At 61.6% G+C, this 16,916-nt stretch carries 12 protein-coding genes and 1 pseudogene; 11 read left to right on the top strand and 2 right to left on the bottom strand.

Annotated elements, in window-relative coordinates; all coding sequences use genetic code 11:
• The first annotated feature begins 110 nt into the window (after positions 1 to 110).
• The 8 genes from pflB (at position 111) to BBIA_RS13575 (ending at position 11,282) form a co-directional block, all read left to right on the top strand.
• Positions 111 to 2,522, top strand: a complete 2,412-nt coding sequence (pflB, locus tag BBIA_RS12550) for a formate C-acetyltransferase (protein ID WP_051924073.1) — start codon at positions 111 to 113, stop codon at positions 2,520 to 2,522.
• Between the two features lie 96 nt (positions 2,523 to 2,618).
• Positions 2,619 to 3,500 (top strand): pyruvate formate-lyase-activating protein, encoded by an 882-nt coding sequence (gene pflA, locus BBIA_RS12545; protein ID WP_033492087.1) that lies wholly within the window; start codon positions 2,619 to 2,621, stop codon positions 3,498 to 3,500.
• Between the two features lie 83 nt (positions 3,501 to 3,583).
• Complete coding sequence (locus BBIA_RS12540) at positions 3,584 to 4,252, top strand: DUF3000 family protein (protein ID WP_033492089.1); 669 nt, start codon at positions 3,584 to 3,586, stop codon at positions 4,250 to 4,252.
• Positions 4,242 to 5,528 (top strand): HRDC domain-containing protein, encoded by a 1,287-nt coding sequence (locus BBIA_RS12535; protein ID WP_033492093.1) that lies wholly within the window; start codon positions 4,242 to 4,244, stop codon positions 5,526 to 5,528. The genes BBIA_RS12540 and BBIA_RS12535 overlap by 11 nt, the downstream gene beginning before the upstream one ends.
• A 53-nt stretch (positions 5,529 to 5,581) precedes the next feature.
• Entirely contained in the window at positions 5,582 to 6,979 is a 1,398-nt protein-coding gene (gene tig / locus BBIA_RS12530) for a trigger factor (RefSeq protein WP_033492095.1), read from the top strand.
• Between the two features lie 135 nt (positions 6,980 to 7,114).
• Positions 7,115 to 8,524, top strand: a complete 1,410-nt coding sequence (locus tag BBIA_RS12525; RefSeq protein WP_051924072.1) for a chloride channel protein — start codon at positions 7,115 to 7,117, stop codon at positions 8,522 to 8,524.
• A 143-nt stretch (positions 8,525 to 8,667) separates the two neighbouring features.
• Complete coding sequence (locus BBIA_RS12520) at positions 8,668 to 10,152, top strand: class I SAM-dependent DNA methyltransferase (RefSeq protein WP_033492097.1); 1,485 nt, start codon at positions 8,668 to 8,670, stop codon at positions 10,150 to 10,152.
• On the top strand, positions 10,152 to 11,282 hold the full coding sequence (locus BBIA_RS13575) for a restriction endonuclease subunit S (RefSeq protein ID WP_051924071.1): 1,131 nt from the start codon (positions 10,152 to 10,154) through the stop codon (positions 11,280 to 11,282). Before BBIA_RS12520 ends, BBIA_RS13575 begins: the two co-directional genes overlap by 1 nt.
• Positions 11,283 to 11,298: 16 nt before the next feature.
• On the opposite strand, the gene BBIA_RS12510 is transcribed toward BBIA_RS13575, so the two are convergent.
• Both BBIA_RS12510 and BBIA_RS12505 read right to left on the bottom strand, forming a co-directional pair.
• On the bottom strand, positions 11,299 to 11,865 hold the full coding sequence (locus BBIA_RS12510) for a PIN domain-containing protein (protein ID WP_033492098.1): 567 nt from the start codon (positions 11,863 to 11,865) through the stop codon (positions 11,299 to 11,301).
• Between the two features lie 31 nt (positions 11,866 to 11,896).
• Positions 11,897 to 12,466 (bottom strand): helix-turn-helix domain-containing protein, encoded by a 570-nt coding sequence (locus tag BBIA_RS12505; RefSeq protein WP_238548525.1) that lies wholly within the window; start codon positions 12,464 to 12,466, stop codon positions 11,897 to 11,899.
• Between the two features lie 150 nt (positions 12,467 to 12,616).
• Between BBIA_RS12505 and BBIA_RS12500 the strand changes: the two genes are divergently transcribed.
• The 3 genes and pseudogenes from BBIA_RS12500 to clpP form a co-directional block, all read left to right on the top strand.
• Positions 12,617 to 16,078: a DEAD/DEAH box helicase family protein gene (locus BBIA_RS12500; RefSeq protein WP_033492103.1), complete on the top strand. Its 3,462-nt coding sequence runs from the start codon at positions 12,617 to 12,619 to the stop codon at positions 16,076 to 16,078.
• A gap of 122 nt (positions 16,079 to 16,200) precedes the next feature.
• A complete protein-coding gene (locus BBIA_RS12495) occupies positions 16,201 to 16,806 on the top strand; it encodes an ATP-dependent Clp protease proteolytic subunit (protein ID WP_193786511.1) in 606 nt (201 codons plus the stop codon).
• A 5-nt stretch (positions 16,807 to 16,811) separates the two neighbouring features.
• Positions 16,812 to 16,916: pseudogene (gene clpP, locus BBIA_RS14355) on the top strand (ATP-dependent Clp protease proteolytic subunit); the annotation flags it as partial.

Raw genomic sequence — 16,916 nt, 5'->3', positions numbered from 1 at the left:
TGTGAGAAAGCTCACGCCTTTACCCCTCACGCCGACGTTCCCGCACCGCTACAATCAGTAACCGTAAAGCGGCGTCGAAGAAGCGCCGAAACGCACCACCAAGGAGTGACATGACAGCAGTCGAGAATGCGGTCTCCCAGGAAGAGCTCGAGGCCAAGGCATGGGCCGGCTTCACTGAGGGCAACTGGCAGAAGGACATCGATGTCCGCGACTTCATCCAGAAGAACTACACGCCGTACACCGGCGACGAGTCCTTCCTCGCCAACGCCACCGAGCGCACCAAGCATCTGTGGAAGTACCTTGACGACAACTACCTCGCCGTCGAGCGCAAGCAGCGCGTCTACGACGTGGACACCCACACCCCGGCCGACATCGACGCCTTCCCGGCCGGCTACATCGAGTCCCCGGAGGAGGACAACGTGATCGTCGGTCTGCAGACCGATGTTCCGTGCAAGCGCGCCATGATGCCGAACGGCGGCTGGCGCATGGTCGAGCAGGCCATCAAGGAGGCCGGTAAGGAGCCGGATCCGGAGATCAAGAAGATCTTCACCCGCTACCGCAAGACCCACAACGACGGCGTGTTCGGCGTCTACACCAAGCAGATCAAGATCGCCCGCCACAACAAGATCCTCACCGGTCTGCCGGACGCCTACGGCCGCGGCCGCATCATCGGCGACTACCGCCGCGTCGCCCTGTACGGCGTCAACACGCTGATCAAGTTCAAGCAGCGCGACAAGGACTCCGTCCCGTACCGCAACGACTTCACCGAGCCGGAGATCGAGCACTGGATCCGCTTCCGCGAGGAGCACGACGAGCAGATCAAGGCCCTCAAGAAGCTCATCAAGCTCGGCGCCGAGTACGGCCTCGACCTGTCCCGCCCGGCCCAGAACGCTCAGGAAGCTGTGCAGTGGACCTACATGGGCTACCTCGCTTCCGTCAAGAGCCAGGACGGCGCTGCCATGTCCTTCGGCCGCAACTCCGCGTTCTTCGACTGCTACATCCAGCGCGATCTGGACAACGGCGTGATCGACGAAACCCGCGCCCAGGAGCTCATCGACAACATCGTCATGAAGCTGCGCATCGTGCGCTTCCTGCGCACCAAGGACTATGACGCGATCTTCTCCGGCGATCCGTACTGGGCGACCTGGTCCGACGCCGGCTTCGCCGACGACGGCCGTCCGATGGTCACCAAGACCTCGTTCCGTCTGCTCAACACGCTGACCCTCGAGCACCTCGGACCCGGCCCGGAGCCGAACATCACTATCTTCTGGGATCCGAAGCTGCCGGAAGGCTACAAGCGTTTCTGCGCCAAGATCTCCATCGACACCTCGGCCATCCAGTACGAGTCCGACAAGGAGATCCGCTCCCACTGGGGCGACGACGCCGCCATCGCCTGCTGCGTCTCCCCGATGCGCGTCGGCAAGCAGATGCAGTTCTTCGCCGCTCGCGTCAACTCCGCCAAGGCCCTGCTGTACGCGATCAACGGCGGCCGTGACGAGATGACCGGCATGCAGGTCATCGACAAGGGCGTGATCGATCCGATCAAGCCGGAAGCCGACGGCACGCTCGACTACGAGAAGGTCAAGGCCAACTACGAGAAGGCTCTCGAATGGCTGTCTGAGACCTACGTCATGGCGCTGAACATCATCCACTACATGCACGATAAGTACGCGTACGAGTCCATCGAGATGGCCCTGCACGACAAGGAAGTGTACCGCACCCTCGGCTGCGGCATGTCTGGCCTGTCGATCGCGGCCGACTCGCTGTCCGCCGTCAAGTACGCCAAGGTGTACCCGATCTACAACAAGGACGCCAAGGACTTGCCGGGCCACGAGTACGAGTACGTCGAGGGCGCTGATGACGATCTGGTCGTCGGCTACCGCACCGAGGGCGACTTCCCGATCTACGGCAACGACGACGATCGCGCCGACGACATCGCCAAGTGGGTCGTCTCCACGGTCATGGGCCAGGTCAAGCGCCTGCCGGTCTACCGCGGCGCCGTCCCGACCCAGTCCATCCTGACGATCACCTCCAACGTGGAGTACGGTAAGAACACCGGTTCCTTCCCGTCCCGCCACAAGAAGGGCACCCCGTATGCCCCGGGCGCGAACCCGGAGAACGGCATGGACTCCCACGGCATGCTGCCGTCGATGTTCTCGGTCGGCAAGATCGACTACAACGACGCGCTTGACGGCATCTCGCTGACCAACACGATCACCCCCGACGGCCTCGGCCGCGATGAGGAGGAGCGCATCGGCAACTTGGTCGGCATCCTCGACGCCGGCAACGGCCACGGCCTGTACCACGCCAACATCAACGTCTTGCGCAAGGAGCAGCTCGAGGACGCCGTCGAGCACCCGGAGAAGTACCCGCACCTGACCGTGCGCGTCTCCGGCTACGCGGTGAACTTCGTCAAGCTCACCAAGGAGCAGCAGCTCGACGTGATCTCCCGTACGTTCCACCAGGCGCCGTCACCGACTGATCGCGGCGACGATAGCCTCTGCGTGAACGACACGCGGTAACCGAAGGGGTGGGGCCGGCGAGCCCCGCCCCTTCTTTCATGTTTTCCCACTTCCCGCGCGGCACGGGAAAACCCAAGATTTTTCAGGAGGACAACGATGCCCGACACCACGCAATTCCGCACCACCACCCGACACATGCTCAAGGAGTCGAAGACCTACGCCAGCCAGACGCTCATGGGCGGTCTCTCCGGCTTCGAGTCCCCGATCGGCCTCGACCGGCGCGACCGCATCGAAGCGCTCAAAACCGGCGACATCGGATTCGTGCACTCGTGGGACATCAACACCTCCGTCGACGGCCCGGGCACGCGCATGACCGTGTTCATGTCCGGATGCCCGCTGCGCTGCCAGTACTGCCAGAACCCCGACACATGGAAGATGCGCGACGGTCAGCCGGTGTACCTGGACGCGATGATCAAAAAGGTCGAACGCTACGCCGACCTGTTCAAGGCCACGCACGGCGGCATCACGTTCTCCGGCGGCGAATCGATGATGCAGCCCGCGTTCGTCTCGCGCGTGTTCCGCGCCGCCAAGGAGATGGGCGTGCACACCTGCCTCGACACGTCCGGGTTCCTCAACAAGAACTACACCGACGAGATGATCGACGACATCGACCTGTGCCTGCTCGACGTCAAGTCCGGCGACGAGGAAACCTACCACAAGGTCACCGGCGGTCTGCTGCAGCCCACCATCGACTTCGGCCACCGTCTCGCCAAGGCCGGCAAGAAGATTTGGGTGCGCTTCGTGCTCGTGCCGGGGCTCACCTCGTCCGAGGAGAACGTCGATAACGTGGCGAAGATCTGCGCGTCGTTCGGCGACGCGCTCGAACACGTCGACGTGCTCGGCTTCCACCAGCTCGGCCGGCCGAAGTGGCACGAACTGCGCATCCCGTATCCGCTCGAGGACCAGAAAGGGCCGTCCGCGGCGCTCAAGAAGCGCGTCGTCGAGCAGTTCGAATCGTACGGGCTGACCGTGTACTGATCGCCGAAATGTTTCCTACGTTATCGGCGCGCCCCGCGCGTGCCGATGCGGGGAAAACGGCGTGCGTCGCGTAGGCTGGAGACATGGCTGAAATCTTCGCGTTTCCGGCGGCGACGAAGCCCGGCAACGACGCCGCTGCGACCGGGCGACCCGACGGTGTGCCCGATGACGTGTGGCACGCCGTTGAATCGGCGCGTGCGATGGAGCGCGTGCCGGCGATGCGCTACCGGGAAATGGCCGTGCCCGTGTCTCTTGCCGATTTTGGCATCGGTGTTGAACTGGAATCCGAACGTCGGCCCGCTGGCGGTGAGCGTGCCGGCGACGGCCGTTCCGGACAGTATTTCGGACGGATCGTCAACGCCGACGAAACGGCCCATGGCTGGATCATGCTGCTGTATTCGCGCACTCTGCGGGCCGACTGGCGATCGCGCTGGCGGTGCGTCGCGTTCGCGTCCCTGCCGTTGGAAACGCGCGAACGCGACGGACTGACGCCGGCCATGTACTGGGATGATATGCGCGAACGACTGGCGAACGTGCTGCCGGGCAGTCTGGGTGGCACCGTCACCGTCACGCACAGCACCTCATTCGGCACGCTGAAGGGTGGTGCTTCGGTCGGATGCGAAATGCGGGTATCATGGACGCCGCTTGACAATACCGATGGCGGAATGGACGCGGGCGGCCAGATACGATCATGGGCCCGGTTCGTCGGTTCCGCCTCATGCGACGAGGAGGAACCGAGCGTTGACCGATGAGCCGAGGCTGCAGTCCGAGCCGAGAGGAGGCGTTCCCGACGTCACTTCGACCAGACGGGACTTCGATGCCGTATGCGAGCGGTTCGCGGCCGCATCTGGCTCCTTGGCCGCCGACGCGGAACGCGCCTCGGGATACCGGTACGGCCACGAGGATTGGCTGGTGCAGTTCAAACGCGACGGCGCAGGCATCGCGCTGCTCGACCCAGTGGCGCTCAACAGGGAAGGCGCCGACTGGGACCGGTTCAATGCCGCGGTGAGTGACGCGACGTGGATTCTCCACGATTCGCTGCAGGACCTGCCCGGATTCGCCGATATCGGGCTGCGCCCGAACGCGCTGTTCGACACCGAAATCGCGGCCCGTCTGCTCGGCCTGCACCGGTTCGGACTGGCGGCCGTCACCGAACACTATCTCAACATCACGCTCGCCAAGGAACATTCCGCGGCCGACTGGTCGTACCGCCCCCTGCCACGAGACTGGCGCAACTACGCGGCGCTCGACGTCGAACTGCTCATCGAACTCGAACGGAGCATGCGCGCCGACCTCAAGCGACAGGGCAAACTGGAATGGGCCGAAGAGGAATTCGCCCACGCGCTGGACGAGGGGACCGGGCCGCAGCGCGAACATCCCGTGCCGTGGATGCGCATCTCGCGCATCACCGTGCTCAGCCATGACCGCCGCGGACTGGCCGTCGCCAAGGCGCTGTGGGAGGAGCGCGACCGGCTCGCCCGGCGGTACGACATCGCGCCGAGCCTGCTGCTCGCCGATTCGTCGATCATCGAAGCCGCGGTGAAGAAGCCGCGAAACGCGCGCGAATTCCGCACGATACGTTCGCTCAACGAGCGCGTGCGCATGCACACCGGCGGCGAGCAGGACAAAATGTTCGAACGCTATGCGCCCATCCAGCGCAAGGTCAAACCGTCCGTGTGGCGTCAAACCATTCAGCAAGCGTTGGCGCTGCGCCCGTCCGAACTGCCGACCATTCCGGCCAGCCAATCGGACAGCGGACAGAGCAATGCACCACGGTCGATGAAACTCTGGGAAAGCCGGCATCCGAGGCGCGCGGAGACGCTCAAGCGTGTGCGCGCCGTGGTCAACCAGATCGCCGATGACACGCGCACGCCGCCGGAAATCATCATCCGCCCGCAGATCATCCGCAACCTGTGCTGGACGGACGATCCGGGCGGCAGGGACGTGGCCGCGTTCCTTTCCGAGCAGGGCGCGCGCGACTGGCAGGTGAAACTGATCGCCGCGTCCGTGAGTAGGGTTATCATGTAACGGTTGCCCACTGGGCAGAACTATGACAGTACGACTTTTCAGGAGCGTTTAGCGTGAAGATCAGCGTCAGGAACCTCGAGCCTACCAAGGTGAAGCTCACCATCACCGTCGAGCCGGAGGAGTTCAACCCCTTCCTCGACGAGGCCCGCAAGGAGATCGGCAAGCAGGTGAACATCCCCGGCTTCCGTAAGGGCCACGTGCCCGGCAAGATCATCGACCAGCGCGTCGGCTTCGGCGCCGTCGCCGGCGAGGCCGTGAACAACGGTGTGCCGGAGCTCTACTCCCAGGCGCTGGACGAGAAGAAGATCCGTCCGATGGCCCAGCCGGAGATCGACGTGCAGGAAGTGCCGTCCTCCGCCAAGGACGAGACCAAGCTTAAGTTCGTCGCCACCGTCGAGCGTCGCCCCGACATCGAGCTCCCGGAGCTCGAGGGCCTGACCATCGACGTGGCCAAGCCGGAAGTCACCGACGAGGACGTGGCCAAGCGTCTCGAGACCCTGCGCCAGCGCTTCGGCACCCTCGTGGGCGTCGACCGTCCGGCCGGCAAGGGCGACTTCGCCAACATCGACCTGACCGCCGAGATCGACGGCGAAACCGTCGAATCCCAGGAAGGCGTCAGCTACGAGCTCGGCTCCAACACCATGCTCGACGGCCTCGACGAGGCGCTCGACGGCCTGTCCGCTGGCGAGGAGACCACCTTCGAAGGCACGCTGGAAGCCGGCGAGCACGAGGGCCAGAAGGCTCAGGTCAAGGTCAAGGTCAACACCGTCAAGGCCGAGGAGCTCCCGGAGCTCAACGACGACTTCGCTCAGGACGCCTCCGAGTTCGACACGCTGGACGAGCTCAAGGCTGACATCCGCAAGCAGCTCGAGCAGGACGGCGAAGCCCGTCAGGCCACCGAGGCCCGCGACGCGTTCCTCGCCAAGCTGGCCGAGGGCGTCGAGATCCCGGTCCCGAAGGGCGTGAAGGCTGACGCTGTCGCCGAGCACCTCAAGTCCATGACCCCGGATCCGGAGAAGGCCACCGACGAGCAGAAGGCTCAGGCCGAGGAAGCCGCCGAGAAGGAGCTCAAGGACCAGATCCTCCTCGACACCCTCGCCGAGAAGCTTGACGTCAAGGTCTCCCAGGCCGACGTGTTCAACTTCCTCGCCTCCATCGCCCAGCAGTACGGCATGGATCCGAACGCGTTCATCAACGCGATCGTGAAGAACGGCCAGCTCGGCTCCGCCGTCGCCGAGGTTGGCCGCTCCAAGGGCCTGCTCGCCGGCATGCGCGCCGTGTCCTTCACCTCCGAAGGCGAACCGCTCGATCTGAGCGCCTTCCTCGGTGAGGACGAGGCCGTCGAGGACGCGGTGGAGAACGAGAGTGTCGAAGCCGCTTCCGCCGCTGCCGCCGTCGCCGACGAGATCGCCAACGACAAGGCCGAGGAAGCCCCGGCCGACGCCGAGTGAGCATTGCGCCGCGCTAGGCCGATAATTCGGTAGAGTGTTATGAAAGGCTTGGAATCCCAGTGATTCCAAGCCTTTTGCATTATGCGTGTTTGATGTGACGGCTGAGCGCCGCAGGATGACGGACAGGGGAGAGGGATGACTGAGAAGACTGTGAAGACCACGGGGTCGATGGATTGGAAGCGCATCGGATGGATGGCCGCTGCGGCGCTGCTGCTCGGCGCGGTGATCGGCGCGGGCGCGGGATTGCTGACGTTGATGCTGTACGGCATCGAACGGGTGATGCTCGGCTATGTCGAAGGGTCGGCCGCGCCCGGACCGTTCGCCGTGCCGGCCGTGCGCCGCGCGGTGTCCGTGACGGTCGGCCTGACAGTCGCCGGCGTGATCTGGTGGCTGCTGCGCACGAAAACCACCAAGGTTCCGTCTGTCAAGAAAGCGGTAAACGGCGACCGCATGCCGGTATGGCAGACGCTCGTGCACGTGTGCCTGCAGATCTTCATCGTCGGCACCGGCGCGTCGATCGGCCGCGAGGTCGCGCCGCGCGAACTCGGCGCGATGCTCGCGCAACGATTCTGCGACCTGTTCCGGCTGACCGGCGTCGACCGGCGCGTCGTCGTCGCGGTCGCGGCCGGCGCCGGCCTGGGCGGCGTGTACAACGCGCCGTTCGCCGGCATGTTCTTCGCCGTGGAGATCCTGCTCGCCGACGTGGCGATCGAAAACGTTGCGTTCGGACTCGGCATGTCCGCCTCGGCCGCGTTCGTCGCGTCCAGCATCAAGGGACGCCACGTGTTCTACGATATTTCGAACATGCAGAACGACATCACGCCTACGCTGATGCTTGCCGCGCTGCTCATCGGCGCACTCTGCGGCGTGGCGGGCGCATGGTTCCGCCGAGGCTCGCAATGGGCTGAAGCGCATAAGCCGCAGGGTACGGCGATCCTATGGCAGATGCCATTGGCCGGCGTGCTCACCGGCATCGTGTCGTTGGCTTTGCCGCAGATCATGGGCAATGGCCGTGCGGCCGCACAATTGGGGTTCAGCACGATCTCCACTCAGGAGGGCCGTTCCATCGCCGCGCTGATCAACCCGGATTCCACGCTTTTCGGCACGAACAGCACTTACCTTTCGGATCTTGGGAGTACCAGCGATACCGTCTCCCCGTGGACGGCACTGGGCTTGAACCCACGCCAGAGCGAACTGCTGCTGGTGATGATGGTGCTGGCGTTCACGTTCATTGCCAAAGCGGCAATCACCTTGCTCACCATCCGTTCCGGCGCATCCGGCGGCGTGCTCCAGCCGGGCATCGCGCTCGGCTCCACGCTTGGCGCGATGTTCGGCATTTTCTGGGCGATCGCCTTCCCAGCGGATTCAGTCACCGCCTGCGCCCTCATCGGCGCGGCCGCACTCCTGTCGGCCTCACAGCAGGCCCCGCTCATGGCCATGTGCCTCGTGCTGGAACTCACCGCCGCCCCCAGCACGTTCTACGTCCCCGTCGCCCTGGCCGTCGCTGTGTCGGCGCTCCTGTCGCACCAGCTGTTGCGCAAGTAGCATCATATGCGAATGGTCCGGGGCAACGCGACGATGCATCGTTCCGAACTATTCGTACGACTGCGTGGCGGCGGTTGGAGAGACGGTAGAGTGGGGAAGGATTCAGCCGTAACGGAACGTACGAGATCGACGGAAGGGACGCGATGATTACCGGGGCCGTGAAGAATAAGGTCGACGACATCTGGCAGCGCATGTGGGAGGGTGGCATCACCAATCCGCTTGAGGTGATCAGCCAGCTCACCTACCTCATGTTCATGAAGTCGCTCGACGATAAGCAGCTCGAGGCCGAGCAGATGGCGCAGCTTACCGGCGCGCCGCTCGCCAACCCGGTGTTCCCGGACACTCCCGAAGGCCAGCGTTTGCGCTGGCACAACTTCAAGAACGAGTCGGCCGAACAGATGTTCGCCACCGTGTCTCAGCAGGTGTTCCCGTTCCTGAAGACCCTGCACACCGGCAACGCGTTCGCAGACAGCATGGAGGACGCCTCGTTCGGCTTCAACAAGCCGAAAACGCTCGAACGTGCGGTCGCCGGCATCGACGACCTGCTCACGAACATCGTCAAGGACCAGGACGATCTGGGCGACTTGTACGAATACATGTTGAGCAAGCTCAACACGGCTGGCGCGAACGGCCAGTTCCGCACGCCCAAGCACATCCGCGACCTCATGGTCGGCTTGATCGACCCGAAGCCCGGCCAGTTGATCGGCGACCCGGCGTGCGGCACGGCCGGATTCCTGATCTCCGCGGCCGAATGGATTCGCCGCACCTATGGTGACGCGATGAGCGCCGACCAGTGGAACCTGTTTGAAGGCGATCAGTTCGCCGGTTTCGACACCGACCAGACGATGGTGCGCATCGCCGCGATGAACATGCTGCTGCACGGCGTCGAACACCCCGACATCCGCAACCAGGACAGCCTGTCACGCCTGAATACGATCCGCAGCAAGTTCGCCGTGATCCTCGCCAACCCGCCGTTCACCGGCTCGCTCGACGTGGAGGACATCGACGACTCGCTCAAGGCCATCGTGGACACCAAGCAGACTGAACTGCTGTTCGTGGCACTGTTCCTGCGCATGTTGAAGCTCGGCGGCCGTTGCGCGTGCATCGTGCCCAACGGCGTGCTGTTCCGCTCCAACGCGAAGGCGTATCGTGAACTGCGCCGCGAACTGGTGGACCATCAGCGGCTCGAAGCGATCATCTACATGCCCTCCGGCGTGTTCAAACCATATTCGGGAGTGAGCACCGCGATCCTCGTCTTCACCAAAACCGACGCGCCAAACAGCACCGACAAGGTCTGGCTGTACAACATGGAACACGACGGCTACACGCTCGACGACAAACGCGACGAAGACACCGCGCACAACGATATTCCCGATATCCTCGCACGCTGGAAGAACCTTGACGCCGAAGGCGCTCGCGAGCGTACCGAGCAGAGCTTTATGGTGACCCGCGACGACATTGCTGCCAACGACTACGACTTCAGCTTCAACAAGTACGTGCAGGTCGAATACGAACGCAAGGAGTATCCGCCGACCAGCCAGCTCATGGCCGAACTGCGCGAACTGAACACCAAATTCGCGGACGGCCTCAATGCTCTCGACGCCATGCTCGCCAAGGACGGTGAGTGATGGGAGAGCGGCTGCTTAAAGAAGTATGCGAAATTACGTATGGGTTTGCCTTTGACTCAAAACGCTTTTCGTCGGATAAAGCGACTGGTATGCCTGTTATTCGTATTCGTGATCTGAAAGAGGGTACATCGTATACGTATACAGATGAAACATGCGATGACCGCTATTTGATTCATGATGGTGATTTTCTTATCGGCATGGATGGTGAATTCAATATAGTCGAGTGGAAAGGCGGAGACGCTTTACTGAATCAGCGAGTTTGTAAGATTCGTTCTACCAATGATGATTTGGTTCCTGACTTTCTGCCATACATACTTGCGGATGAATTAAAACATATCGAATCACAGACTTCATATGTGACGGTTAAGCATCTATCAGCGAAGGTTCTTAACCAAATACGGTTTATGTTGCCCTCAGTTGATCGGCAACGAGAGATTGTAAAGATTCTCAAAACAGTGCAGAATGAGATTACTGTTGCTGAGCAGATGCTCGCCAAAGCCGACGAACTCATCCAATCCCGCTTCGTCGAGATGTTTATGCACGACAAGTATGAAGACGTTCTGTCATCTGAACTTATGCCGGATATGCGTAACGGAGTATCCCCATCCAAGCGAGGCGCCATTCCGTCGAAGGTCCTGACTCTTTCAGCGATTACTCAAGGTGATTTCGATGATTCCGCATGGAAGGAAGGCGTATTTGATGATGATCCGTCTGCTGACAAACGGGTCTCGTCTTTGGACTTTTACATGTGTCGTGGCAATGGAAACAAGAATCTGGTTGGTGCCGGCGCTTATGCCGAGAGAAACTACTCGGATCTGGTGTTTCCGGATACGATGATTGCTGGTCGCGTAGATACCAGCAAAATATGTATGTCATATCTATTTCATGTATGGCGGCAGCCTACCATTCGCAAACAGATTGAAGGCATGGCTCGCACTACCAATGGAACATATAAGGTGAATCAGGAGATGCTATCGAGCATTAGCGTCCCGCTTCCACCTCTCGCCCTACAGAATGAGTTCGCCGAGTTCGTCACGTCGGTGGAATCCCTCAAATCCACCACGCGTCAGCAGCTCGACCGCCTCACCACCCTCTACGCCAGCCTCACCCAACGCTACTTCGCCCAATGACAGATCCTAAATAAGGTCAGCTGCGTTCGTAGAGTGCGTCAAGGATGGGATACAGTCGTTCGGCGAATCGTGGCAGTCCGCATCGTTGGAGCATGTATGCATAATCCTCTGGTGTTTGCGGATACGCCTTGTAGCTGATGAGCGCTGCATAACATACCTGGGCGACCCGTCCAGGGTCGAGATCGAGTACATCCAGCAGAAAGTCATCCGGGTGCTTGACCTCGATTTGCAAAGGGATGGTAGATGAATCCGGAAAATCCTTGAGATTGAATGTCACTAATGTCTGCGCGGGCGAATGATCGGCGGCTGCAAGCACATGACGGTCCTTGACGTCGCAGGTCATCATGGGGATCAGACTGTCATAGCCGGTGACGAGCGCATCGGGGAAGGCGGACTCCATTGCGCGAATGCGTCGGTCCGCTCTGTCCTCTCCGATGCGCGGCGAAAGATTCCTATAGAGTTCCGTGAGTACGGTTTCCGACCAATATGGTGTGAAAAACCGTTCTTCGGCGAGACGAAGCACCAGATCGTTGACGATCTCGCCGAAGAGGCTGCATGTGTCGAAAAATACGGGGAAGCTCATGGATCGCCTTTCTGCCGATCGGGTGACGTCGTCAGGAGATCAGGGGATTGTTCAAAGTCGCCCGTGGATCCTCATCGGCGGCAAGTTCGTCAAACATGCCAACATTCTCGCGATGCCGGGCGTTCATGTATTCCTGCAGGTCGGCGAGCAATACGCGACGGTGACGCCCCACCTTCTCGAACGGGATGGCACCGTCCTCCAACAGTTTCACCAGCGTGGGACGCGAGACACCGAGGAAATCGGCGGCATCCTGCGTGGTGAGCATCGTATCGTACGGTGCCACGAATACGGCTCGACCGCGGGACAGCTGATCGGCGACCTGCATCAGAACGTCCGCCAGTTCCGGGGTGAGCGGTCGCGCCGGAGAGCCGGGCACCTTAAGCGTCGCGACGGGGAAATCCGATTGACCGGACATGTCGTCAAACACGGTATCGGGAGTCTCCCTTGCATCCTGCGCGATATGAGACAGGGCTTCCTTGATGTCCATAAGCCGGCGGCGATCCTCTGCGTTGGGCAGATAGGTTGTGGCGTCGTTGGCGAGACTGCGTGTTCCCATAATGGATCCTCCTTTTTGGCTGTAACGGCAATCATGCAATGCCATATCAGCATACCAATAAACGAAATATTCGAAAACTCTTGCGTGTCCGCCGTCGAAGAGACCGCGCTGCCGAATGCAATGGTCTTCCGCGTTGTACGATGGGTCTGATCGGCGGCGACGGGTGCCGCGACGTGGCGCATGAGGGAGACGGATATGGCCAATTTCTCGTTTCTGCAAGGTCAGGACGACTACAAGATGTTCGCCGACGCATGCTTAGAAGCGGAACGGGTGATGTCCCTGTCGCCCACGATCAGCGCGCTGGCCGCGCGTCGCGCGTTCGAACTTGCCGTCAAATGGGTATACGCCGCCGACGAGACCATCAAGCCGCCGTACAAGGACAATCTGCAGTCCCTTGTCCACGAACCCACCTTCCGCACTTCGCTCGCCGACAACCATTTGTGGGAATCCCTGCAATATGTCATCAAAGCCGGTAACATGGCCGCGCACCGTAACGCGCAGCTCAAACCCGAAGACGCGATGTTCTCCCTGAACATCCTCTTCACGTTCATCCAATGGATTGACTACAGCTACGGCCGCCGCTACGTCAAACGCGTCTTCGACCCCAAACAGGTCCCCGCCGTCAGCCATGCGCTCGCCGCCAAGGAACGCAAGGCGCAGGAAGACGCCGCACGCAAGGAATATGAGGCGCAGCTCGGCAAGCAAACCCAGCAGATCGCCGAACTCGAAGCGCGCATACGCGCGCTGAGCGACCAGCTCGCCGCGCGCAAGGCCGAACAGCCCGTCATCGAACACGTGCCGGCCGACGAATTCAGTGAATACCAGACCCGCACACGCTTCATCGACCTCGACCTGCAACTGGTTGGCTGGAACACTGCACGCGACGTCATCGCTGAATATCCCGTCACCGGCATGGAAGGCAACCCCGGCCAGCAAGGTTACGTCGACTACCTGCTTAACGGGCGCAACGGCAAGCCGCTCGCCATCATCGAAGCCAAACGCACCGCCTACGACCCCGCCAAAGGACTCCAACAGGCGCGTCTCTACGCCGACTGCCTCGAACGGCAATTCGGCTACCGTCCGCTCATCTTCCTGTCCAATGGCTACCGCACCTACTTCGTCGACGACGACAACGGCTCATACCGGCAGGTCGGCGAAGTCTTCGCCCAGGACGATCTGCAACGCATCCTCGCCCGCCGCCGCACCGCCATCGACCCGTCCACCGTACCCGTCAATCTCAACGTCGCCGGCGGCAATGGCCGCGCCTACCAGCTCGAAGCCATCCAAGCCGTCTGCGACAACCTCAACCAAGGTCAGCGTCGCAGCCTGCTCGTCATGGCCACCGGCACCGGCAAGACCCGTGTATCCGCAGCGCTCGCCGACGTGCTCATGCGCGCCGGGCTCGTCAAGAACGTGCTGTTCCTCGCCGACCGCATCGAACTCGTCTCGCAGGCGAACAGCGCATACGGCGAATACTTCCCCGACTGGTCGCTGTGCAACCTGTGCTCCAACAAGCACGACACGGACGCGCGCGTCGTGTTCTCCACCTACCAGACCATGATCAACGCCATCGACGTGGAAACCGGCGCGGACGGCAAGCCCGTGTTCTCCGCAGGTCATTTCGACCTCATCATCGTGGACGAGGCGCACCGGTCGATCTTCAAGAAATACAAGGTCATCTTCGACCACTTCGACGCACTCATGGTGGGATTGACCGCCACGCCGCGCGACGACGTGGACCGCAACACCTACGACTTCTTCCACGTGCAGCACGGGGTGCCTACCTTCGTGTACGAGTATGCGCAGGCGCTCCAAGATAAGGTGCTCGTTCCGTTCGTTAACGTCGAAGCCAAAACCAAGTTCATGGACGAAGGCATCACCTACGACGACCTGTCCGATACGGACAAGGAGCGTTACGAGGAGGACTTCGGCGACGGCGACACCGATGACGACGGGCCCGGAGACGATGTCGGCGACATGGCAAACCTGCCTGCGCACATCGATGCAGCCGCGATCAACACGTACGTGATGAACCCGGCCACCGTGGACGCCGTCCTCGAAGACCTGCACGACCACGGCATCACGACCGACGGCGGCGAACGGCTCGGCAAGACCATCATCTTCGCCGCCAACCAGGCCCACGCGCGCTACATTGTCGAACGGTATACGGCGCTCTATCCGAAGGAATCAGCCGGGGGATTCATCAAAACCGTGCTGCACGGCGACGACTACGCGCACAGTGTCATCGCCGAATTCAAACGCAAGCCGCTGCCCGTCATCACCGTCTCCGTCGACATGATGGACACCGGCGTCGACGTGCCCGACGTCGTCAATCTGGTGTTTTTCAAGAAAGTACGTTCCAAAATCAAGTTCCGGCAGATGATCGGTCGCGGTACCCGACTCAGTTCCGAACTGGACTGCGTCGACAACATCGACGGTGAATACGTCGGCAAACGCCGGTTCAAGATCTTCGACTACTGCGGTAACTTCGCGTTCTTCCGCGAGCAGACCAATCCGGTCGAAGACAAGCCCGCCGCATCCGTCAGCGAACGCATCTTCGCTCGCAAGGCCGAACTCGTGCAGGCATTCCAGACGAGCGACTTCACGGACGATCCGCAAATCATCCAATGGCGTGCTGAACTCATCTCCGACCTGACTGGACAGATCGGCGCATGGGATACGAACAAAGTCGCCGTACGACTCAAGCGCGAATACGTGGAACGCTACCGCATGTCCGACGCATACACGTTCCTCAACGACCTGAACGTACGCGAACTCACCCATGAACTCGCGCCGCTGGCGCATTACGGCGCAACGGACGTGTACGCGCTGCGCTTCGATGCGCTCATGTACGGCATGATGGTCGCTCGGGCGACCGGCGACCCCGCGAAGGCCTACACGACCAAACTCCGCGCAATCGCCGCGCAGCTGGGCGAACGCATGACCATCCCGCAAGTGCAACGGCAACGCGAACTGGTCACGACGATCACCGACCATGATGACTATCTCGACGGACTGTCGGTAACCGCACTGGAACGCATACGCATCCAACTGCGCGATCTCATCCGATTCATCGCCGACTCCGGCACCCGCAGGATCGTTATCACCGATCTGACTGACCCGCTCATCGAGCGCACCGAAAACCAGCCGTTCGACATCGCCGAACACTACGACGACTACCGGCTCAAGGTCAACCGATACGTCAACGAACACCAGAACGACGGGGCGATACGCAAACTGCGTCACAACGAACCGCTTGACGGTCATGATTACAGCGAGCTCGAACGCATCCTCGTCCATGAGCTCGGATCACAAACCGACTATGAAACCACATACGGGCCGCTGCCGTTCGGACTGCTGGTGCGACGAGTGGCCAAACTCGACCATGCGGCCGCAATGGAGGCGTTCGCCGAGTTCGTCAACGCGCACACGCTCAACCAGACCCAGATCGGCTTCCTGCACACCGTCATCGACTACATCGAACACAATGGATACCTCGACCCCGAACAACTCGCCAAACCCCCGTTCGACCGTCCGCGCCCGATGCTCAAGCTGTTCGACGCGAAACAGGCAATGGATCTGATCCTGTGCATCCGCAAGGTGCGGGACAACGCCATGCCGCCGGAGCAGACGCACATCGGAGCTCTCGCTGGCTGACGCTCGTCGCAACGCTATGCGGGTAGCCGAAAAGGGGCGGAAGCGCGGCGGCGGTCGCTTTGAACGGGTAATGTAGCTAAGCGTAATGTTTTATGAGTCAAGGAGATAAGGTGGCAGATTTCATGACACCCTCACCCACGATGGACGACGGCGACGCCCCGTCCATGGTGGATCCGATTTTCAACCGGTTGCTCAAGGACCGCATCATCTGGATGGGCGAAGAGGTCAAGGACGATATGGCCAACCGCATCTGCGCGCAGATGCTGATGCTCGCGGCCGAGGATCCGAAGAAGGACATCTGGCTGTACATCAATTCGCCGGGCGGTTCGATCACCGCCGGCATGGCCATCTACGACACCATGCAGCTCATCGAGCCCGACGTGGCGACCGTGGGCCTCGGCATGTGCGCGTCGATGGGCCAGTTCCTGCTGAGCTCCGGCACGCCGGGCAAGCGCTTCCTCACCTCGCACGCGCGCGTGCTCATGCACCAGCCGTCCGGCGGCATCGGCGGCACCACGACCGACGTGCGCATCAACGCCGAGCTCATCATGGACATGAAGAAGACCCTCGCCGAACTGACCGCCAAGCAGACCGGCCACACCGTCGAGGAAATCTACCGCGACAACGAGTACGACCACTGGTTCACCGCGCAGGAAGCGCTCGAATACGGCTTCGTCGACAAGATCGTGTCCACGCACGACACGATGAGCGCGCAGGAAGGGGAGTGAGCATCATGGCATCCGAAGAAGCGAAGTTCGTTCAGCGCGCCGAGCGTCTTGCCGGCCGGGACGGCGTGGTCGGCTTCATGCCGGCCGCAGCGCGCGAGGCCGCGTTCGCA

The organism is Bifidobacterium biavatii DSM 23969 (assembly GCF_000741165.1).
Classification (GTDB): Bacteria; Actinomycetota; Actinomycetes; order Actinomycetales; family Bifidobacteriaceae; genus Bifidobacterium; species Bifidobacterium biavatii.
This window is presented reverse-complemented; position numbering and strand designations above follow the sequence as displayed.